18 protein-coding genes and 5 pseudogenes are annotated in these 19,269 nt (G+C 68.9%); 10 read left to right on the forward strand and 13 right to left on the reverse strand.

What is annotated here, in order from left to right; translation table 11 throughout:
• Positions 1 to 101 precede the first annotated feature (101 nt).
• Positions 102 to 1,286, forward strand: coding sequence for a magnesium and cobalt transport protein CorA (locus AB0958_RS06745; RefSeq protein ID WP_366889224.1), 1,185 nt, complete (start codon positions 102 to 104; stop codon positions 1,284 to 1,286).
• Between the two features lie 285 nt (positions 1,287 to 1,571).
• On the opposite strand, the gene AB0958_RS06750 is transcribed toward AB0958_RS06745, so the two are convergent.
• On the reverse strand, positions 1,572 to 2,807 hold the full coding sequence (locus AB0958_RS06750; RefSeq protein WP_366889225.1) for a site-specific integrase: 1,236 nt from the start codon (positions 2,805 to 2,807) through the stop codon (positions 1,572 to 1,574).
• 44 nt (positions 2,808 to 2,851) lie between these two features.
• Entirely contained in the window at positions 2,852 to 3,133 is a 282-nt protein-coding gene (locus tag AB0958_RS06755; protein ID WP_366889226.1) for a helix-turn-helix domain-containing protein, read from the reverse strand.
• On the opposite strand from AB0958_RS06755, the pseudogene AB0958_RS06760 reads away from it, so the two are divergent.
• Both AB0958_RS06760 and AB0958_RS06765 read left to right on the forward strand, forming a co-directional pair.
• A pseudogene (locus AB0958_RS06760) lies at positions 3,098 to 3,213 on the forward strand (transposase); the annotation flags it as partial. The gene AB0958_RS06755 and the pseudogene AB0958_RS06760 overlap by 36 nt on opposite strands.
• A 105-nt stretch (positions 3,214 to 3,318) precedes the next feature.
• A pseudogene (locus AB0958_RS06765) lies at positions 3,319 to 3,432 on the forward strand (phosphohydrolase); the annotation flags it as partial.
• An 8-nt stretch (positions 3,433 to 3,440) separates the two neighbouring features.
• Here AB0958_RS06765 and AB0958_RS06770 read toward each other — a convergent pair.
• Both AB0958_RS06770 and AB0958_RS06775 read right to left on the reverse strand, forming a co-directional pair.
• Positions 3,441 to 3,557, reverse strand: a pseudogene (locus AB0958_RS06770) (IS5/IS1182 family transposase); the annotation flags it as partial.
• Between the two features lie 244 nt (positions 3,558 to 3,801).
• Positions 3,802 to 4,494: a MerR family transcriptional regulator gene (locus AB0958_RS06775; protein ID WP_366889228.1), complete on the reverse strand. Its 693-nt coding sequence runs from the start codon at positions 4,492 to 4,494 to the stop codon at positions 3,802 to 3,804.
• A gap of 174 nt (positions 4,495 to 4,668) precedes the next feature.
• On the opposite strand from AB0958_RS06775, the gene AB0958_RS06780 reads away from it, so the two are divergent.
• From AB0958_RS06780 to AB0958_RS06795, 4 genes and pseudogenes are all read left to right on the forward strand, one after another.
• Entirely contained in the window at positions 4,669 to 5,283 is a 615-nt protein-coding gene (locus tag AB0958_RS06780; RefSeq protein WP_366889229.1) for a DUF6230 family protein, read from the forward strand.
• A 47-nt stretch (positions 5,284 to 5,330) separates the two neighbouring features.
• Entirely contained in the window at positions 5,331 to 5,789 is a 459-nt protein-coding gene (locus tag AB0958_RS06785; protein WP_366889230.1) for a DUF6114 domain-containing protein, read from the forward strand.
• 700 nt (positions 5,790 to 6,489) lie between these two features.
• Positions 6,490 to 6,933 (forward strand): hypothetical protein, encoded by a 444-nt coding sequence (locus AB0958_RS06790; RefSeq protein ID WP_366889231.1) that lies wholly within the window; start codon positions 6,490 to 6,492, stop codon positions 6,931 to 6,933.
• A gap of 87 nt (positions 6,934 to 7,020) precedes the next feature.
• Positions 7,021 to 7,591, forward strand: a pseudogene (locus tag AB0958_RS06795) (SDR family oxidoreductase); the annotation flags it as partial.
• 451 nt (positions 7,592 to 8,042) lie between these two features.
• Here AB0958_RS06795 and AB0958_RS06800 read toward each other — a convergent pair.
• Positions 8,043 to 8,978 carry a nuclear transport factor 2 family protein gene (locus AB0958_RS06800; protein WP_366889233.1) on the reverse strand — a complete coding sequence of 312 codons (936 nt, stop codon included), beginning with the start codon at positions 8,976 to 8,978 and terminating at the stop codon, positions 8,043 to 8,045.
• 63 nt (positions 8,979 to 9,041) lie between these two features.
• Positions 9,042 to 9,824 (reverse strand): MBL fold metallo-hydrolase, encoded by a 783-nt coding sequence (locus tag AB0958_RS06805; RefSeq protein WP_366889234.1) that lies wholly within the window; start codon positions 9,822 to 9,824, stop codon positions 9,042 to 9,044.
• Positions 9,825 to 10,126: 302 nt separating this feature from the next.
• Here AB0958_RS06805 and AB0958_RS06810 point away from each other — a divergent pair, with 302 nt between their 5' ends.
• Positions 10,127 to 10,942, forward strand: a complete 816-nt coding sequence (locus AB0958_RS06810; RefSeq protein ID WP_366889235.1) for an AraC family transcriptional regulator — start codon at positions 10,127 to 10,129, stop codon at positions 10,940 to 10,942.
• Between the two features lie 793 nt (positions 10,943 to 11,735).
• Here AB0958_RS06810 and AB0958_RS06815 read toward each other — a convergent pair.
• The 5 genes from AB0958_RS06815 to AB0958_RS06835 form a co-directional block, all read right to left on the reverse strand.
• Entirely contained in the window at positions 11,736 to 11,849 is a 114-nt protein-coding gene (locus tag AB0958_RS06815) for a putative leader peptide (RefSeq protein WP_366889236.1), read from the reverse strand.
• Positions 11,850 to 12,253: 404 nt separating this feature from the next.
• Entirely contained in the window at positions 12,254 to 13,063 is an 810-nt protein-coding gene (locus AB0958_RS06820) for an SDR family NAD(P)-dependent oxidoreductase (protein WP_366889238.1), read from the reverse strand.
• 172 nt (positions 13,064 to 13,235) lie between these two features.
• Positions 13,236 to 13,472: a hypothetical protein gene (locus tag AB0958_RS06825; protein WP_366889239.1), complete on the reverse strand. Its 237-nt coding sequence runs from the start codon at positions 13,470 to 13,472 to the stop codon at positions 13,236 to 13,238.
• 95 nt (positions 13,473 to 13,567) lie between these two features.
• The gene (locus AB0958_RS06830) at positions 13,568 to 14,995 is read right to left on the reverse strand and encodes a coniferyl aldehyde dehydrogenase (RefSeq protein WP_366889240.1); all 1,428 of its coding nucleotides are present in this window, start codon (positions 14,993 to 14,995) and stop codon (positions 13,568 to 13,570) included.
• A complete protein-coding gene (locus AB0958_RS06835) occupies positions 14,992 to 15,843 on the reverse strand; it encodes an SDR family oxidoreductase (RefSeq protein ID WP_366889241.1) in 852 nt (283 codons plus the stop codon). The genes AB0958_RS06830 and AB0958_RS06835 overlap by 4 nt, the downstream gene beginning before the upstream one ends.
• Before the next feature lie 73 nt (positions 15,844 to 15,916).
• On the opposite strand from AB0958_RS06835, the gene AB0958_RS06840 reads away from it, so the two are divergent.
• Positions 15,917 to 16,507 carry a TetR family transcriptional regulator gene (locus AB0958_RS06840; RefSeq protein ID WP_366889242.1) on the forward strand — a complete coding sequence of 197 codons (591 nt, stop codon included), beginning with the start codon at positions 15,917 to 15,919 and terminating at the stop codon, positions 16,505 to 16,507.
• 613 nt (positions 16,508 to 17,120) lie between these two features.
• On the opposite strand, the pseudogene AB0958_RS06845 reads toward AB0958_RS06840, so the two are convergent.
• Positions 17,121 to 17,489, reverse strand: a pseudogene (locus tag AB0958_RS06845) (3-oxoadipyl-CoA thiolase); the annotation flags it as partial.
• Between the two features lie 126 nt (positions 17,490 to 17,615).
• On the opposite strand from AB0958_RS06845, the gene AB0958_RS06850 reads away from it, so the two are divergent.
• Positions 17,616 to 18,209, forward strand: a complete 594-nt coding sequence (locus AB0958_RS06850) for a CGNR zinc finger domain-containing protein (protein WP_366889243.1) — start codon at positions 17,616 to 17,618, stop codon at positions 18,207 to 18,209.
• Positions 18,210 to 18,240: 31 nt separating this feature from the next.
• Here the strand turns inward: AB0958_RS06850 and AB0958_RS06855 are convergent, their stop codons facing one another.
• Complete coding sequence (locus AB0958_RS06855; protein ID WP_366889245.1) at positions 18,241 to 19,089, reverse strand: MBL fold metallo-hydrolase; 849 nt, start codon at positions 19,087 to 19,089, stop codon at positions 18,241 to 18,243.
• Positions 19,090 to 19,269 lie beyond the last annotated feature (180 nt).

A 19,269-nucleotide genomic window follows, 5' to 3' on the forward strand; every position in this document is an offset into this window, starting at 1 on the left:
TTCTGTCCTCGACCGCCCCCGCTCCCCCGCGCACGCCCCGTATATCCTGCACCGAGACGTACTGGCCACGCCGATGCAGGCGCCACCGAGAGGCGGCCGTGATGTCCGAGCGACGCCCGGGTCCGGTCCCGAAGAACTCCGGGAACGGCAGGAACGGCCGGAGCGCCAGGAGGTCAGTCTGGCGGCGCGCGCTGCCGCCGGAGCCGGACACGGCCGAGCAGCCACGGCCGGAGTCCGCGGCGGCCGCGGTGGCGCCCGGGGAGCAACCGAGCGTCGTGGAGGCGGCGCTGTACCGGGACGGCGTGCGCGTGTCCACGCCGGCGACCCTCGCGGAGACCTACCGCGAACTGCGCGAGCACCCCGCGGGCATGGCGTGGATCGGCCTGGCCCGTCCGACCTCCGACGAACTCCTCTCCCTGGCCGCCGAGTTCGGCCTGCACCCGCTCGCGGTGGAGGACGCGATGGAGGCGCACCAGCGGCCGAAGCTGGAACGGTACGGCGACACCCTGTTCGTCGTCCTGCGGGCGGCCCGGTACCTCGACGCGCCGGAGGAGGTCGACTTCGCCGAGCTGCACGTCTTCGTCGGCCCGGACTTCGTGATCACGGTCCGCCATGGCGCGGCCCCCGATCTCTCCGCGGTCCGCCGCCGCATGGAGGACTCCCCCGACCTCCTCAAGCTCGGCCCGGAGGCGGTTCTCTACGCCATCCTCGACGCGGTGGTCGACGGCTACGCCCCGGTCGTCGCGGGCGTGCAGAACGACATCGACGAGATCGAGACGGAGGTCTTCCGTGGCGACCCGGAAGTCTCCCGCCGTATCTACGAACTCTCCCGCGAGACGGTCGAGTTCCAGCGCGCCACCCGCCCCCTCGTCGGCATGCTGCACGGCCTGATGGCGGGCTTCACCAAGTACGAGACCGACGAGGAACTCCAGCGCTACCTACGGGACGTGGCGGACCACGTCACCCACACCAGCGAGCGCGTCGACGGCTTCCGCCAGGCCCTCACGGAGATCCTCACGGTCAACGCGACCCTGGTCACCCAGCAGCAGAACGCGGAGATGCGGGCACTGGCGGAGGCGGGGTTCGAACAGAACGAGGAGATCAAGAAGATCTCATCCTGGGCGGCGATCCTGTTCGCTCCGACGCTGGTCGGCACGATCTACGGCATGAACTTCCGGGAGATGCCGGAGTTGCACTGGGCACTCGGATACCCCTTCGCCATCGCCCTGATGGCGATCGTATGCACCACTTTGTACTTCATCTTCAAGCGGAAGGACTGGCTCTGAGTAACCGGCCGCCGAGGACCTGTGCCAGGGCCTCACGGGAGCCGAGGCAGTCGCCAGAAGGACTGCCCAAGGCCGCTGGGGAGAATCTGGGGAGAATGAGATGTGCTCCGCGTCGGCCGGTTCTCCCCGCCGCGGGCCAATGGTCTCGCTGAACCCTGGGGCGTCAGCACCGACGGCGGACGCCGAACATCACGGAGGGTAACCGCACTTCCGGACCGGAACGCCGAAGAGGGGCGCAGCACTTGCTGCGCCCCTCTTCTCGTATGCGTCCACGTAGCGTGCCCGCTACCCGGCCTGGATGGGCCGGGCGCTTCGGTTGAGGAGTGCGTCGATGGCACCGCGCCCCTTCCCGCCGGCCTCGGGCATGAAGTGGGCGTAGAAGCCGAGGGTGATGGTGGGGGTCGAGTGGCCAAGCCACCGAGCGAGCGTGACCACGGACTCGCCCGCTTCCAGGATGACCGAAGCGTAGGTGTGCCGCAGCACGTGGAAGCCGTCCTTGCGAGACGCCGTCCAGCGTTCCCCCGCATTCCGCACCGGGATGACGCCGGCCGCGGCCAGAGCGGGCTTCCACACCTCGACATTGAAGATGTTCGCCCGGATGGCGTTGCCGTACTTCGCGGTGAGAATGAGCGGGAACTTCTTCCTCTCCCGGTCATCCTCCGGACCGCCCCAGGGCAGTTCCACCTCGACGGCAGGGTACGCAAGGAAATACTCGGCCAGCGCCGAGGCGACCGAGGGAGGCATGTCGACGACGCGCGTCTTGCCGCCCTTCGGCAGTGCGAAGTACAAGCGCCCGTGCAGGAGCTGCACCTGCCGGCGGATACGCAGCGCCCCTCGGGCGAAATCGACATCCTCAGGTGACAACCCGAATACCTCCCCCTGCCGCAGCCCACAGCCCAGCGCGACCACCGCAGCGATGCGGTAACGCGGGCCGATCGCGTCCCGAACCCGCAACGCTGTCTCCAACGGCCAGGCTTCCCGTTGGTCCTCCGGCGCCTTCGGCCAGCGCACCGACTTGGCCCGCATCGGATTACGCACGAGACGCTTGTCATCGATAGCCGTCTCGAAGATGTTCGAGAGCGACGTGAGGATATGCCGTGCGTAGCGCGGCGCGCATTCGCCCTCCAGCGCGGCGATATACCCTCGCAGGACCGCCGGCGTGATGTCGCGCAGGGGAACCGTGCCAAGATGCGGTCGGATGTGCAGGCGGAGCCGCTCGTCGATGCGCTTGACCCTACCGGGCGCGCCACGGACTCCCGTCTGCCAGAAGCGTGTCACGTAGTCGTCCAGCGTGATCGATCCGTCGCGCGGGTCGACGAACTCACCCCGTTCGCTGTCAGTACCGGCACTGCGTAGCCACGCCTTGGCGTCTTCGAGCACATCGAACGACTTGCCCCGCACCCCGGGGATACCAGCGACCCGGTATCGGGAGCCCTTGCCGTAGCGGGCCGTGCGTGCCCGCTTGCCGGTGGCAGGGTCTTTCTTCTTGGTGAGCCAGCGGTCTTCGAGGTAGCCGGCCAAGCGGCTCCTTCCAGTAGGTGATAGGGACGTGGGGCGGGCGCCCCTCAGGCGCTCGCGTCGCAGTCCGAGCGCATCCGTGGTGCTGTGTTGAGCGGGCTCAGGGACGTGTTGGAGCGCGAATCAGCCTGTTCCTGTTCGCGAACCCAGGCGTCGAGGGCTTCCACCCGGTACATGACGCGGCCGCGGGGACCCATGCGGAAGCTCGGCGGTCCTTGCCGGCGATGGCGCCAGACATAGAGGGTGTGGGGCGAGAGGCCGAGATACTCGGCGGCGTCTCGCACTGTGGCGACCCAGGGCAGCTCAGGTCCGGCAGTTACTTCCCGCACTGCTCCTGGAACGACGACGCAGGGCCGAACAGGCCCTGCTCTCGGTGGTCGCCACCGCCTGCCTGCTCGGTTTCTCGTCTGCCGTGAGCGAATGGAGCCAAGTCCTGTGGGACGTCATCGAGACGTCCTGGGACGTCCAGCTGATCAGCAGTCGGAACCTTGCCCCACGTCATAGTCTGCCGAGCCTGGACCTCACCGTGTGGGCAAATGACCTGGCCAAGTCGCTTCTGGCTGGGCCTCTGCCACGGCGCTGGGCGCATTCTCAGGTTGCCGCAAGGGCGCAGTCGCTGGCAGGGATTCCAGATGACGGGACGGTGCAGCGAATCCCGCGCCGCCACAGGTAGGCGCGGTTCATACGGGAGGCGTACGCCTTATCGGCGCGCACGCGATCCGGCCGGGTGCGGGGCCTGCCCGGCTCGAGACGCGGGACACGGCCCTGCAGCCGTCGACATCGGCCTGTGCCACGGTCGGCACGGCGGGCTTGTGCGAGGACAGGTAGTCGGTCGCGGCGGATGAGGCAATGGCAGTCAGCAGCTCCGTGCTGATCGAGCCACCGACCTACTGGCCGGGCTCAGTCCGGTCAGCCGCCCAGCGCAAGGACCTGCGGTCCTACTGCACGGAACGGCCGTCATGAAACTGCCGGCAGGGCGCCTGGTGGGCGCAGGGACTCACTCCCCCGGCTGCTCCCCCCCTCCGCACGCACGGCGGTCATGGCGACGATGGTTCGCGTCCTCCTGGGCCAGGCGCCGCAGAAGCCGGACGACGGGCTCGAACAGCACGGTGAGGACAACTGCCCGCTCGGCGAGGGCGATACGGTCCTCGATCCCTTCGAACTGCGCGAAGTCCAGGTCCGCGGTGGCGGTGGCGAGCCGCGCGTAGGGGATGAGCTCGGCGGCCGTGTAGTCGGTGCCGAGGCGGCTCAGCGCCGCGAGGCTCTCGGCGAGTGCAGGGCGGTGCGGTGACGCGTCGGAGATCTGCCAGCCCATGTTCTCGATCAGGGCCTCGACCCTCGCGCCGGCTCCACCGGACACCCCTTCGTCGGCAACGCCCTCCCGCTCCCCGCCCTTCTGGTCATTCGTCTCCGCGGAAGGCACGGGCAGGGCGTGATGAACGACGCCCAGGGTCTCGAACGCGTCCAGTGGACGGTCGACGGCTTCGAGCACCTCGCGGGTGCGTGCGACGGACAGCCCGCCGAGCTGGATGAGGGAACGGATCAGACGGAGCCGCTGGATGTGCTCCTCGTCGTACTCGACCGTGGTGGGGTTCAGCGCGCGCCCCTCGGGGAGCAACCCCTCCCGTCGGTAGTACTTGATGGTCGCCACCGGCACCCCGGACCGCCGGCTGAGCTCTGAAATCCTCATGCGCTCCCTCACGCTCAACTGTCCCTCCAGTATCGCGTTACCAGGGGTTGCCCCGCCGAGCTCGATAGTGCCACTATCAGGCACTCGATAGTGGAGCTATCGAGCTCGCTCCGGTGTGTCGTTTTTCCCACCCGGGCCTCTCACCCCGCACGCCTCGACAACGGAGGGCCACACATGTCCCAGCGCATCGGCAAGACCCACTGGAAGCGTTTCGCCATCGGTGCGGTGCCGACGGTGGCCGCCACGGCGGCGGTCGCCGTCTCCATGGCCCAGGGCGCGCTGGCCGCTTCGTTCAGCATCTCCGGTTCCGACTTCAAGGTCTCGGCCGGCTCCCTGAGCGGCAGCGGATTCGCCAACTACGCCACAGTGGACGTCGCCAAGAACGGCAAGCACATACCCGTCACCGTCTCGGCCCTCGAGAACGCGAAGATCACCAACATGTGCCAGTCCGTGCCGGTGGACATTCCCGTCCTCGGCACCTACACCATGACGCTCAAGGCGGGCGGATCGGGTACGGCGGTCAAGGCCAAGGACCTCTACATCGACATGACCGACCTCCAGGCCACCTCCGGCACCTTCCACAACGTCGACATCGGCGTCGCCACCGGCTCCATCACCAAGGGCCAGGTCAACCCCAAGGACCACGTCGACCCCGACGGCTACGCACAGCAGGCGGACTCGATCGAGATCGTCGACGCCCACCAGAAGGTCTGGGCCACCTCCGCCGGGACGTTCGAACTGGCAGGCCTGCACATGAACATCGCGGCCGGCCGCCACGACTGCTTCTGACCCGCTCCCGCCCCTCCCCCACCCGTCCACGATCCGGGAGCTTCCCCATGACCAGTGCCGGCGCACCCGCGCACCCCCACAGTGACAACGGCTTCGCCGGCGCCCGCCGGGCCTTCCGGGCCTGGCGGCGCACCCGCCCCTTCTGGGCGGGCCTCCTGGTGCTCCTCGCCGCCGCGCCGATCATCTACTTCCCCTACTTCAACCTCTCCCTGGGCGCCCTGTCCGTGGCGATGTCCACCACCGCGGGCGCGGGATCGCTGATCATCGGCCTGACGCTGATCGTCCTCGGCGGGCTCCTGTGGTTCCAGCCGATCATCAGGTTCTTCGCCGGATGCGTCGCCGTCTTCCTCGGTGTGCTGTCGCTCCCCATCTCCAACTTCGGCGGATTCTTCGTCGGCACGCTGTTCGCGGCCACGGGCGGACTCCTGGCTCTGGCGTGGGGCCCGGTGGATGCGGACACCCCCCGCGATGCCGTCCGCACGGAGGGAGAGCCCGGGAATGTCTGACAAGTCACCCGACATCCGCGAGGAGGCGCCAGAAGTCCGCTTCGTGCGGCCGCCGAAGAGCCGACACGCCGCTCCTCGGACGTCCACGCTGACCCGCCTGCGCCTGCCGCTCGGGAAGGCTCTCGCACTCACCGCGCTGCCTACCGCTCTCGTCCTGGGAAGTCAGCGTCCGGCCGCCGTCGACACGAGCGCCACCGCAGCGCATTCCGTTCCCGAGGAGGGGGCCGGCGGCGGCGTCGACTGCGCCCGTCGCGACGAGCCATCACCCCGTGCCGCGGCGCCGACTCCGACCACCACTCCGAGCTCCCCCACGAGCGACGCATCCGTCACACCGCCGGATCACATCGACGACCAGGAAACTAGCCCCACTACGGCTCCACCCCCCTCGCAGAGCGCGAGCGCCGCCCCCAGCGGCCTCGCGGGCCTCCTCGGCTCCCTCCTCGGCGGCGACACCGAGCAGAGGAATCCGACACCCGACGTCAGCCCGTCACCGAAGTCGGCCGCTCCGACGCCGGCGGCAGCCCCGGAGCGGTCGGCCCCACCGTCCGCGCCACACGCATCGCCCTCCCCCGACCACCGGACCACCGATGCGCCGTCCCGGCCAGGACCCACCACCGGAGCCACCGGCACCTGCGACATCAGAGGTCTCAAGGCCCCCGAGGACACGAGCGCCGGTCGATTCGCCTCCGAGGCATGGAACATGAAGGGCAGCCGCCTCCGGCTGCGGGACGTCGTCTTCGGCGGCGTGGTCACCGTGGACACGGCCGCCGGCCCCAAACGGGTGCTCAAGTTCTCCGCGGCCGGTGCGACGATCCGCGACCTGAGGATGTCCGTACCCGTCGGCCCGCAGATCCAGCACATCGACGGAGCACCCGGCTCGACCTCCACGCTGCGAGGCGACCGCATCACGATGTACGTCGAGAGCCTGACGGGCACCGTCTCCGGCGCCGAGGGAATTCCCCTGCCTGCCGTCCTCCGCCTTCATCTCACGCCCGACACCGTTCCGGAGTGGCTCTACGGCACGGTCGGGAAGCTCGGCCTCAAACTCCAGCTCGACCTGGACGAGGCCGACATCGACCAGGCCGGACAGACGGGGGGAGAGCTCACCATCCCTGGGATCCACGGGTACGGCACGCCACGGTGAAGCCGAGGCCGTGCTGAGCTTGCACCTCGAAGCCGATCGGTTTACCGCGATGGAAACCGATCGGTTTTCGATTCTCTGAAGGCAGTCATGACCACTCCGAAGGGCGCCAACGTCTTCGTCACCGGCGGCAGCCGCGGCATCGGCAAGGCGCTGGTGGAGGAGCTGTATGTGCGCGGTGCGGCCAAGGTCTACGCCAGGGCCCGCGACCCGCGCACCGTGACGCACCCCGACGCCGTCCCGGTGGCGCTGGAGGTCACCGACCCGGCCTCGGTCGCGGCAGCCGCCGCACAGGCACAGGAGGTCACCGTGCTGATCAACAACGCCGGTGCCTCGGTGGGCGCGTCCTTCCTCGACTCCCCTGTCGACGACGTACGCCGGGAGTATCGAGACCAACTTCTACGGCCCGCTGCTTCTCACCCGGGCCTTCGTGCCGGTCATCGAGCGCAACGGCGGTGGCCACCTCCTCAACGTGCACTCCGTGCTGTCGTGGATCGCGCTCGGCGGCTCCTACAGCGCCTCCAAGGCCGCACTGTGGTCGCAGACCAACTCCCTGCGCCTGGAACTGCAGCCGCGCGGCATCGCCGTCACCGGACTGCACGTCGGCTACGTCGACACCGTCCTGACGACAGGCGTCGACGCCCCCAAGTCCGACCCCCGACGAGTCATGCTGGAGGCCAAGCGCCGCGTGGCCTCCAGCGACGAGCCCGCCGTCCGTGTTGCCGCACACATCGGCTTCAGCAGTGCCACCAACTTCAGCAAGAACTTCCGGTCCCGAGCCGGACAGAGCCCGATCCAGTTCTGGAACGCGTCCCGACAGGTCCCACGTCTGCAAGGCGAGACCTGACGCTGCGGACGTGCGTCATGCGGATTCGGCTCCCGACCTGGCGGACTGCTTTCAGTCGTCGGCCCCTGCGGTGAGCTCCGTCCGCGTGTCCGGGCGAGGTCGCCGGGGCACACGGACGGACCGAGGGGCGGCCCGCTGAGGGCCGTCCCGACCCGTGTGCCGCAGCGGACGTGATCCGGCGTGGTGAAAGCGAGATCCCACTCGCCCGGCGAGGAACCTACTGGGACGCAAAGGGGCGTTCTGTTTTCGTGAACGCCCCTCAGATTCAGAACATCGTGTTGTCGTTGGCGGAAGTGGCCGGCACGTCCTGAAGCACGTCCCAGTGCTCTACGATCTTCCCGCCCTGTACCCGGAACAGGTCCACGACGGCCTGCCCGCGCTCGCCGGGCGCGTTCACGTAGTGACTGTGGACGGCGACCAGATCCCCCTCGGCGACAACGCGCTTGCGGGAGACGGTCAGCTCCGGGAACGCCCGGAAGTACGCCCCGAGCCCCTCCCGCGCGCCGGCCACACCATCCGCGATGCCGGGATTGTGCTGGTGGTACCCGGCGCTCCAGTACAGGTCGAGCGCGGACAGATCCTTGTCGACGATGAGCCGGTCGAATGCTTCGGTGACGAGCTTCTTGTTGGAGGCGGTGAGCCACCGCGGACCAGGTTGCCCGGTCCGCGGCCGGCTGACTGTGGAGAACATGTCGTTGCCGTTGACACTGCTGTCGGGGACGTTCTGCAGGGTGTCCCAATGCTCGGCGATCTTGCCCCCCTGGAACCGGAATATGTCGAACACGGCCGAGCCTCGGCTTCCCGGCGACAGTACGAGGTTGGAGTGCACCACGACGAGGTCGTTCTCGGAGATGACCCACTTGATGTCGTACTTGGCGTCGGGGAACTGCTGATGCAACCCGGCAGCGAAGTTCTTCAGCGCCTCGGGGCCGTCGGGCGCGAGGGGGTTGTGCTGGATGTAGTCGGCCCGCACGAACCTGTCCACGACCGCGGTGTCACCCCGCTCGAACGCCGCCTTGAGGACGCGTACGGCGACGGTCTTCTGGTGGTCGAGCCGGGTGCCGCCGTCGACGTGCCCGTAGGCGTGACCCGCGTTGACGGGGGGCGAGGCGAAGGCGGGTACGGTCGCGGCGCCCAGCAGGGCGGACGTGGCGACCGTGGCGACGAGGATGCGACGGGTGGCCATGCGCCTGCTGGACATGTGGGAAGTCACGATGTTCTCTCTCTCGGGACTTGGGCGGTTTTCTGGAAGGTCGCAGCGGACTCAGTTCTTGGGGCCGAACATGTAGGTGTTGGCGACGTCGATGAGGGCTGCGCCCTGGTAGGAGGGGTAGCGCTCGGTGATGGCCTTCTTGTAGGCGTCGCCGTCGTCACCGAGCAGCTCCCGGCCGGCGTTGACGTAGTCGGTGAGCTGGGCCCAGATGGCCGGGGTGGTCGGCTCGCCATGGCCGGGCAGGATGGTGTCGTACTCGGTCTCGGCTGCGAAGCGGTCGATGTTGGCCTGCCAGCCGTCGAAGTCCTTGTCCAGGAGCCACAGGTGGGTGCGGTTGTAGACCACGTCCTGAGCGATCAGGACACCCTCCTCGGGCAGCTTGATCACCAGGGTGGTGTGGATCTCGCCGCCGGTGACCTTCTCGAACACGAACGGGATGCCGTCGACGACCTCGGTGCCCGGGGTGATCTCCACGGTCGGAGTCATGTCGGCGAGCGGGATCGCGGCGCCGGTGGGCAGATCCGTCTTGGCACCCATGGCGACGATCTCCGCGGTGGTCTCCGGCAGCGCGTGCACGGGGACGCCGAAGCGGGCCGCGCCCTGGTAGTGGTCCGGATGCGCATGGCTGACGACGAGGCGGTCGAGCGGCTTGCCAAGGCTCTTGGCGTAGGCGACGACCTCGTCGGCGTAGGCCAGGAGGAACTGCGCGTCGACGGCGATGATCCGCGACGGCGTCTCGATCAGCTGGGTGGTGACGCCCAGGCCGTCCTCGGGCGAGACGTAGCTGTGGATGCGGACCTGGTCCTTGTCGATGACCGTGAGGGTGCCGTACATGACTGTGCTCCTGTCGGAATGGTGATGAGGGGATGCGGGGAGGGGCGGATCGCTGATGGCCGGCTCACGACCGACCATCGGCCGCAACGGACACAGCCGGCTTTTCGCTGGCTTTCCGCTCCACGGGCCCGCGCCCCTGGAACAGCTCCATACTGGGACGGAACCGGAGACCCTGCGAGGTACGCTGCGGTCTCGTGATGGTCCACAGGCGACAAGCGCAGCAGAAGCCCGGCCGGCGGGAGACGGGCCTGCCGAAGGTGGCTTTCCAGCCTCCGGCCGGAAGCCCGGCGGGCATGGAGGTCATGACCCTGGCCGACTTCCGCGACCGCATCCGGGACTGGCCTTGGCACATCGCCACCCCGCACCGGCAGGACTTCCACTCCCTGATGCTGGTCACCGCCGGCACCCTGCGCCACCGCGTCGACTTCACGGGGTACGTACTGCCGCCCGGTTCCTGGCTGTGGATCCGGCCCGGCCAGGTGCACCAGTGGCAGAACCCTGAGCAGGCCGAGGCGATCCTGGTCTTCTTCCAGGAGGACTTCGTCGCGCCCGAGACTGCGGAACTGGCCGGACTCGGCACCGGCACCGCCCCGATGCCCTTGTACAGACCCGATCCTTCGGATGCCCCCGTGCTGGCAGCTGCGGCCGAGCAACTGGCCGCGGAGTTCTCCCAGTGGGACCGCCACCCGCTGCCCGTGCACACCGCCCTGCTGCACCGCCTGCTCGACGTCGTACTCCTGCGCCTCGCCCACCTGCAGCAGCACGGCCAGGCTGCGGAGTCGGCCCCCGAGCCCTTCCTGCGCTTTCGCGACGCTGTCGAACGAGGTTTCTCCCGCACCCATCGCATCGACGACTACGCCCGCGAACTCGGCTACACCACCCGCACCCTCACCCGCGCCACCCAGACCGCCGCGGGTCTCAGCGCCAAGGACTACCTCGACCAGCGCCTCACCCTGGAGGCCAAGCGACTCCTCGCCCACGGCACCGAACCCGCCTCCACCATCGCAGCCCACCTCGGCTTCACCAGCGCCACCCACTTCGGCAAGTTCTTCCAACGCCACACCGGCCAGACCCCCCTGGCCTTCCGAGCCTCCCAACGTGCGTCACCGCCTGCCTAGCCGCCCACGCCACCTGACCGCCTGAACGAGTTCTGCGAGGGCTGCTTTGGGCGCCGGCCCGTTGGAGTCACGAGCTACACGCTCCATCCCTCGGGCCAAAAGCCTGACTGTGCCAATCGCGTCGGCTCGAAAGGGGGGCGCGTCGAACCCGGTCGCAGCAGTTCGCCCTTGCCGATGAGCGCGGTCGAGTAGTCCGCCGCCTTCAACAGGCAGGCGCCGTGGGGTGGTTGGGGTCAAGCACCTGGGACTTGTCGCCGACGGGCCCGAGTACGCGTCGGGGAAACGCACACCCTCACGGGCGAGGCGGTCCAGGTTGGGGGGTCTTGATGTGCGGTGCACCGTACGACTACAGGTCGGCCCAGCCGAGGTCGTCGCCGAGGACGACCGGTAGGTTCGCCGACGGCCGTGCCCTGCGCCCGCGCGGGGCCGGAAGGGCTTCTCCTCGTGGCGCCGGAGGTGATCGTGCCGGACGCGGCTGTGTCTGTCCCGGTCGCGCCCGAGGCAACCGCAGCCGGTCCGGCCTAGGTGGTCAGGGCGTCACCGCCGACGAACCCACCCAACAGCCGCCGGGCGATGCCGTCACGGGCGTCGGCGGGCGTGACGGCCTCGGAGGACACGGAGGAGGTATCAGGTATACGCGGTGTACGGGACAATGAGTGTTCCTCAAGAACGTAGGTGGAGCGCGCGAGGGCAGGTGCCGTCAGTGCGAGCGGACGCGCAAGTACGGAGGTGCGCGCGGCACGAAGCAGGAGGAGCCTGCGAAAGGCCAGAAAAACGAGAGAGACCTGCGGGATCAGCGACAGATGGCGCTGGGCTGCCGGCACAGATCGACATGGCGCCGCTCCACCAGCGCGGAGGACGCGCACGGGTGATCAGCGGAAGCATTCATGATCAAGACTTTGGCCATGGGGCACTCGGGGTGTCAAGGGGGCGTCCTCGCCGTGAGCGAGCAGATGTCTGTGTCCGCCGGTGACATGCGCAGAGACGCGCTGGAGGGCCTGATCTTATGGGCCGAGGCATGGGATCCGCTGCTCCCGCATTCCGACGGGGCGTACCTGGGCTTCGAGACGAGGACCGACGGGGAGATCTTCGAACGCGTCTACCCAGGTACCGCCGGCAACCGGGTGCCGGCGGTACCTGGGTGCGCGACCTCCGGCGCACCTACGCCAGCGACGGCGTCCTCCGTCCCCTGCAGATCGATATCCCCGCCGCCCAGCCGTAGCCGACCGTGCATTTGCTTTGAGCGCCGTGTTCGCGCCGGCTGGTGCTCGTGTGCACGGGGCCCTTCAACTAACGGTGGTCCGGAGCAGGTCAGTGGCCAGACCGGCTCGAGCGCATCTGCCACTGGGTCATCGCGCCGAAGGCCAGAACGTTGGCTCGGCGGGTGGTGAAGCGCGAAGTCAGGGTCATCACCCAGTTGAAGGTGCCGGAGACGACGCTGGGCGGAGGGTTGCGCCGGTCCAGCGTGCGCAGTGCGGTGGTGACCACCTGGCGCGGGGTCTGCAGCCGGACACCGCGGGCCATGTCGTCGGAGCCGGCCGTGTCGAAGAACTCGGTGCGGGTCGGGCCCGGGGAGAGGGCGAGCACGCGCAGGCCTGTTCCTCGGGATTCCTGCCACAGCGCCTCCGTGAAATTCAGCACGAAGGCCTTGGTCGCCCCGTAGACGGCGGCGTTCGGCCACGGCTGGTACCCGAGGGAGCTGGCGACGTTGACCAGGACACCGGTCAGCTGGCCGATGAAGGCCCTGGTGACGTCGACCAGACTGGCCACGTTCAGGCCGATCTCCTGCTGGACCCGTGCCGGGTCCTCCCGGCGGAACGGGCTGTGGGTGCCGAAGCCGGCGTTGTTGACGAGGCTGGTGACGGCGATCCCGCGCCGGGCCACCTCCTTGGCCAGTGCTTCGCCCGCGGCCGGCACGGTGAGGTCGAAAGGCACCACCGTGGCCGTGATCTGGTGCTTCGCCGACAACTCGTCGGCCAGGGCCTGAAGCCGGTCCGCGCGGCGGGCGACCAGCACGAGGTCCGAGCCGCGCTCGGCGAACTGGCGGGCGAACTCCGCGCCGAGTCCGGCACTCGCCCCGGTGATCAATGTGGTCTGAGTGCGGTAGTCGATCTTGTTCATGGGGTGGTCGGGGACAGGGTGCCCTCGCGGGTTACCTCCTCCCCTGCTCCTTTCAATCCTTGCGACGGTCGGCGACCGTCATCTAGTGCTCATCTGTTGCCGAGGCAGGCTCGGAGCCCGCCTCGGCGAGGGTCGTGACGTTGGGGATGCCCCCGGTGACGACGTCGGCGCCTCATGTCCGGACCTCGGCCGCGCGGTCGTCCTCGCGGCGGATCAGGACGCGGACCGGCACGTTCTGGGCGCGCAGCCGCTCGGTGGCGAGGCGGCCTATGCCGTCGGCGCCGGTGACGAGAACGAGGTCGTGATCAGCCGTCGCTGCCTTCTTGCGGAGGTGTGCGCCTCGGCCAGGCCCGCGCCGCCGCACGGGCGGTAGTGCGTCCTGGTGTTCGACGCCGCGCGGGGTGAACACCCTTTCCGCCGGTCCTCTGATCGGTCTCGCCGAACGGGCGCGGCCGCGCCTGTGGGAGGACGCTGAGGGGCGACGGGCGATGGTGCTGCTTCCTCTTACCGGAGCAGGAAGTCGAGGAGGGTTTCGGTGCGCTTGCCGAAGGGGGCGCGCAGCAGGCGGGTGGCGTTCCAGCGTCCTTGTACATAGACACCCTTGGGGTGGCTGAGGGTGCGGAAGCCTTCGATGCCGTGGTACTTGCCCATCCCGCTGGCGCCGACGCCGCCGAAGGGGAGGTCGTCCTGCGCGACGTGCATGATGGTGCCGTTGACGGTGACGTTGCCGGAGGTCGTGCGGTTGAGGACCTTGCGCCGGTCGGGGCCGTTGTCGCCGAAGTAGTAGAGCGCCAGCGGCCGCGGTCGTGCGTTGACGTAGGTGATGGCGTCGTCGATGTCGCGGTACCCGAAGATCGGCAGGATGGGGCCGAATATCTCCTCGTGGGCGATGCGCATGTCGTCGGTGACGCCGAGCACGACGGTCGGTGCGAGGGTGTGCGGACGGCGGGCCGCGTCGCCCGGCCGGTGTCCGACCTCGATGATCCGCGCCCCGTGAGCGCGGGCGTCCTCTATCAGGCCGGTGAGGATCTTGTACTGCTTGTCGTCGATGATCGAGGTGTAGTCGTCGCTGGTGGGGCCGTCGGGGTAGGCGGCTTTCACCAGTCGGTCGTAGGCGGCGATGAAGGCGGCGATCTCGGATTCGTGCACCAGGGCGTAGTCGGGGGCGATGCAGGTCTGCCCGCCGCTGAGAAGCTTGCCGAAGACGATGTCGGACACGGCCTGGTCCCGGACGTGTCCCTTGGCCACGATGGTCGGAGATTTGCCGCCGAGTTCCAGCGTGACGGGGACGAGGTTGTCGCTGGCCGCCTTCATCACCGCGCGCCCGACCTCGGTGCTGCCGGTGAAGACGAGATGGTCGAACGGCAGGGAGGAGAACGCGGCGCCGTCGCCGCTGACGATCGTGACCTGCTCCGGCGGGAAGAGTTCGCTGAGCATCGACGCGAGCACCGCGTTCGTCGCCGGGGTCAGCTTCGACGGCTTGAGCATGACGCGGTTGCCGGCGGCGATCGCGGTGACGACGGGCATGAGCGACAGGTTTACCGGATAGTTCCACGGCGAGATGACGCCGACCACGCCGAGCGGCTGGTATTCGATGCGGTTGCTGCCGAAACGCAGCAGCAGCTCGATGTGGCGGCGGGTCGGGCGCATGAACCGACGAAGGTTGCGGTGCAGGTAGTCGATGCCCTGCACGACGCCCACGACTTCCATCAGCGCGCTCTCGTGCTGCGAGCGATGTCCGAAGTCGGCGTTGATCGCCTCCTCGATGTCGCCACGCCGGGCGATCAGCGCCGCCTTGAACCGGGTCAGATCGCGGCGCCGCGCCTGAAGTGAGGGCGCTCCGTCGCGGAGGTAGGCGGCGCGCTGGGTTTGGAGTATGTGGTGGAAGCGCTCCGCGTCGGTGGGCTGTGTGGTGACGTCGGTGCTGGTCATGATCGTGTTCCTTGGCTGATGGTGAGGGAGCTGTTGGTGAGGGCGACGGGGTGCTGCGGGCGCTGGCGGCGGTCCATCCAGCCCATGAGCCGGACCATCGAGCGACGCGACAGGAGCCTTCCGAGGAGAGCGACTGACCGGCCGTTGGTGACCACCGACGGGGGCGCGGACCGGCGGTCGAGCGTGTCGAGGGCCATCGTGACGACCTGCTCGGGGGTTGCCCGCTTCGTGCCGTAGTCGGCGGAGCTGCCGGCGACGTCGTAGAACTCGGTCCGGGTGGCGCCGGGGCACACGGCCAGCACGCGCAGGCCGGTGCCGCGCGTCTCCTCCCACAGCGATTCGGTGAAGTTGAGGACGAATGCCTTGGTGGCGCCGTAGGCGCTCATGTAGGGGGTCGGCTGGAAGCCCAGCAGACTCGCGACATTGATCAGGACGCCGGTGCCGACGGAGGACAGCGGGCCTATGTAGGCGCGGCTGAGGTCGACCAGCGCGCTGACGTTCAGCGCGATCATGCTTTGCAGGCGGTCGGGGTCCTCGTCGGTGAACGCGTCGTGGGTGCCGAAGCCGGCGTTGTTGACCAGCCCGGTGGCGTGGATGCCGCGGGACTCGAGTTCGGCGCGCAGCGTGCGGCCGGCGTCGGGCCGGCCGAGGTCGCGGGCGACGGCGGTCACCGTGACTCCGTGGGCGCGGGTGAGTTCGGCGGCCAGGCTCTCGAGCCGGTCCGCCCGGCGGGCCACGAGCACGAGGTTCGCGCCGCGGCGGGCCAGCTGGCGGGCGAATTCGGCGCCGAGGCCGGAGCTGGCACCGGTGACGATGACGGTCTGGCGGTGGTAGTCGATGTCGCTCATGGCATTCACTCTACGCACGCTTTTGCACTGAGTGCAAGTAGATGCATCGAGTGACACGAAGTACCATCGGTGCATGAATCAGAAACCGGCCCCTATCCGGGAACAGACCCGATCCGTGGTCCGATCACTGCTGGCCCGTACCGCCATCGAGCTCTTCGGCGCCAAGGGCTTCGACAACACGACCCTCGATGAGGTCGCCGCCGCCGCGGGCGTCTCCCGGCGGACCCTGTTCAACTACTTCCGCAACAAGGAAGACCTCGCGCTCAGCGGCCTGGACGAACAGGGCGAACTGATCGCCGCGCGCCTCGCCGAGCGCCCTGCCGACGAGGACGCCTGGACGGCGCTGCGCGCGGCGTTCCAGGTGCTCGAGGAGATCGACATAACAGCCGAAGGGCGCCTGGAGTTCATCACGCTGCTGTTCGGCAACGACTCCCTGCGGGCCGGACACACCGAGAAGCAAGGCCGCTGGCAAGACCTGTTCGCTCCGCTGATCGAGCCGCGACTGCCCGAATCCGACCGCCGCACCCTGCAAGCCCGCGCGATCGCAGCCGCAGCGATCGTCTGCCTGCAGGCAGCCAACGAGGAATGGGTGCGCCTGGGCGGCCAGGTCGACATGTTCGACCTGTACGACAGTGCTGTGCAGGCCGTCCGCCGCCCGACCTGAAACCGGCCGCATCCAGCCTCCCCACGCTCCCCGGCGTGGGGACACGGGCCCGAACCGCGCAACCGCGCCCAGCAGGACCGGACAATCCGGCCACCGTGAGCCGCGCAGCCAGAGGCCAGCCCTGAGCGGGTAGCCGCAGCGGCCGGTAGCCGTCGGCACCGAGTTGGGCCGGCTCACCGCCAATGTCCGTCATGTGGGTGCCGTAAAAGTTGACGTCGGCGTGGTGGCTGGGCCAGATGTGTGCAGCCTCCACCCGGCCGGAATGGTGGATGCCCTGCACCTGCTTTCGGCAGCCGGCCGTTCGCATGAGCTTGCACAGCCGGGTCCGGCGCGGCTTCGCGGTGATCATGCCACTGGGTGACCGGGGCCCGGCAGTCCAGACGGCCGCCGCGAGTTGCCGCGCGAGGGAGTGTCCGGGCGAGGGAGATCGCGCGGCATCCGGGGTGGCCACCGTCTACGATGTCGCGGGAACCACAGCTGACCTCGCGGCACAGCACTCGCCTCGCACTCGGCGAAGGGCACGTAGCGGCCCGAGGACGGATTCAGGCTGATCAGTGACCATGCTGTCAGACTCGCGGAACCAGCGAGTGCCCAGTACCTCCGCGTCGCCCGATCACCTCTCCAGCACGACAGCGAGGCCTTGACCGACGCCGATACAGATGGCCACGACTGCGATGCCGCTGCCCCGGCGGGTGAGTTCGTGGGCCGCGCGACCGATGATGCGCCCTCCGGACGCTCCGAGCGGGTGCCCCATCGCGATCGCACCGCCGTACGCGTTCGCCTTCTGCGGGTCGAGGTCTCTCCACAGCCGCAAACAGGCGAGCGACTGCGCTGCGAATGCATCATTCAGCTCGACCAGGTCGACGTCGGCCCATGCGCGCCCGGCACGGGCGAGTGCGCGGTTGGCCGCCTCGACGGGAGCGACTCCGAAGACGTCGGGATCGTTGCCGAACGCCGCGCGGCCGGCGATGCGGGCGCCCGGCCCCACAGTCACCGCGCGATGCCTCGCCCTCGCAGAGACGTGCAGCGCACGGCGTCGCCATTAGGGTCTCCTCGCGGCGATCCCGTTCTCCTCGCCAATGAAGACTGGAGCTAATAAGCTATGCCTATGTCTGAACTCGCGAGCGAACGCTACACCGACCGCATCGCCACCGGACCGCTCATCCTCGTCCAGGAGGTCCTGAACACCCGCGCCGCCGGCAAGCCCGTCCTCGAGGACCTGCTCTCGACGCCGCAATCTGCGACGTCATGGCTCGCCGGCGCGCTGGACGAATGGAGCCGGCGTACCGGGACGGAGGCGCCCGCGATCGAGGTCGATGAACCGGGGCTGGTGCGGCTTCAGCAGCTACGCGCGTCGCTGCAGATGACGGTGTCGGGGACCGTGCGCGACGCTCCGGTCCGATCCGCGCCGAAGGGGGTGAGCGGCGCGCTCGAGGTGCGGATCGACGCAGATGGCGCCTTTTCGCTGACGCCGCGCGGCAAGGGTGTCGGATGGGCCGTCGCGGCCGTGCTCAACGAGATCACGAACGCCCGACTGACGGGTACGTGGCGTCGTCTGAAGATGTGCCGCAACCGGGTCTGCTCGGTCGCGTTCTATGACGGCACGAACCCCAACAACGGCGCCTGGCACGACGTGCGCATCTGCGGCAACGCCGTGAACCTTCGGGCCTCGCGGCAGCGTCGGGCGGCCGCGCGCGCGTAGCGCGCCGCGGGCCGCCGGACCGACGCGCCGCTCAGCCTTTCGCCGCCCGGCAGGAGCCCCACAACGCACCGGGATTGATGCGTGACGGGTGGCGCTCCAGCATGTAGTCGTAGAGTTCGAGGGTGCTGCCGGTGCGGCGCACCCCGCTGTTGAAGTCAAGGATGTAGCGGCGGGTCTCCTCGATGTGGCGGGGATCGTCATCGGCGGTCTGGTCCTTGTGGCCCGCGACGATCGCGGTCGGCGCCAACGCCTCGACAGTGTCGAGAGCCCTCAGCCACTCGGCTCGCCCTTCCGCGTCCGATGCCGCGAGCATGAGGTGCACGTTGTTGTAGATCACGTCGCCTGCGACGACCAGGTCCAGGTCGGGCACGTGCAGGCAGGTGGTGTTGTCGCTGTCGGTGTGTCCCAGGCGGACCGGGCGGACCTCCGCCCCGCCCACGGTCAGGACCTCGCCCTCGAGCGGTTCGGCGAGCACCAGCTGCTCAGGGATCTGCTCGGGGAACCAGGCGCGCCAGACCGCCTTGAGGACCTCGGGCGAGGACTGGTGGGCCATGTCCTCGACGACCTCGGGCAGCGCGTAGGCCCGAGCACCGGGGTACTGCTGCAGCACGGCTCCGAGACCGAACCAGTGGTCCCCGTGGCCGTGCGTGACGTACACGCTCGTCACCGGAGCGCCACGCTCACTGAGCCACTGCAGCAGGCCCTCCGACTGCGCGATCGTGAAGAGCGGATCCACCAGCAGCGCCTCGCCCTCGTTCGAGATGAGGATGCTCGACGTCGGGGACCAGGAACGCTCGCTCTGATCGGGCGGCACGTCGGAGTTGGTGGTCGGCATGCCGTCCGCGACATGCACGGCGTAGGTCAAGGCGTTCGACGTCATGGGTGGACTCCCGGATTCTCGGGTGGGCGCTTCCGCTGCGGGCCGGAACGCGGAGTGCCGAGCGATGTCATTGACGTAAGCATAGCCCCTATGCTTACGTCATACTGCTCGCGTCGGCCGAGAATCTCGAGAGCCGCTGGCTTTCGGTTCGTCGCCGCGGGAGAGCGATCGTCAAAGGAG

Origin of the sequence: Streptomyces sp. NPDC006655 (assembly GCF_040703965.1) — a bacterium.
Taxonomy (GTDB): domain Bacteria; phylum Actinomycetota; class Actinomycetes; order Streptomycetales; family Streptomycetaceae; genus Streptomyces.

Bases quoted from the DNA above. Each gene is read 5' to 3' on its own strand.
- AB0958_RS06745 (WP_366889224.1), top strand. From the start codon at position 102: ATGTCCGAGCGACGCCCGGGTCCGGTCCCGAAGAACTCCGGGAACGGC.
- AB0958_RS06775 (WP_366889228.1), bottom strand. From the start codon at position 4,494: ATGAGGATTTCAGAGCTCAGCCGGCGGTCCGGGGTGCCGGTGGCGACC.
- AB0958_RS06780 (WP_366889229.1), top strand. From the start codon at position 4,669: ATGTCCCAGCGCATCGGCAAGACCCACTGGAAGCGTTTCGCCATCGGT.
- AB0958_RS06785 (WP_366889230.1), top strand. From the start codon at position 5,331: ATGACCAGTGCCGGCGCACCCGCGCACCCCCACAGTGACAACGGCTTC.
- AB0958_RS06790 (WP_366889231.1), top strand. From the start codon at position 6,490: ATGAAGGGCAGCCGCCTCCGGCTGCGGGACGTCGTCTTCGGCGGCGTG.
- AB0958_RS06800 (WP_366889233.1), bottom strand. From the start codon at position 8,978: ATGTCCAGCAGGCGCATGGCCACCCGTCGCATCCTCGTCGCCACGGTC.
- AB0958_RS06805 (WP_366889234.1), bottom strand. From the start codon at position 9,824: ATGTACGGCACCCTCACGGTCATCGACAAGGACCAGGTCCGCATCCAC.
- AB0958_RS06810 (WP_366889235.1), top strand. From the start codon at position 10,127: ATGACCCTGGCCGACTTCCGCGACCGCATCCGGGACTGGCCTTGGCAC.
- AB0958_RS06815 (WP_366889236.1), bottom strand. From the start codon at position 11,849: ATGGCCAAAGTCTTGATCATGAATGCTTCCGCTGATCACCCGTGCGCG.
- AB0958_RS06820 (WP_366889238.1), bottom strand. From the start codon at position 13,063: ATGAACAAGATCGACTACCGCACTCAGACCACATTGATCACCGGGGCG.
- AB0958_RS06830 (WP_366889240.1), bottom strand. From the start codon at position 14,995: ATGACCAGCACCGACGTCACCACACAGCCCACCGACGCGGAGCGCTTC.
- AB0958_RS06835 (WP_366889241.1), bottom strand. From the start codon at position 15,843: ATGAGCGACATCGACTACCACCGCCAGACCGTCATCGTCACCGGTGCC.
- AB0958_RS06840 (WP_366889242.1), top strand. From the start codon at position 15,917: ATGAATCAGAAACCGGCCCCTATCCGGGAACAGACCCGATCCGTGGTC.
- AB0958_RS06850 (WP_366889243.1), top strand. From the start codon at position 17,616: ATGTCTGAACTCGCGAGCGAACGCTACACCGACCGCATCGCCACCGGA.
- AB0958_RS06855 (WP_366889245.1), bottom strand. From the start codon at position 19,089: ATGACGTCGAACGCCTTGACCTACGCCGTGCATGTCGCGGACGGCATG.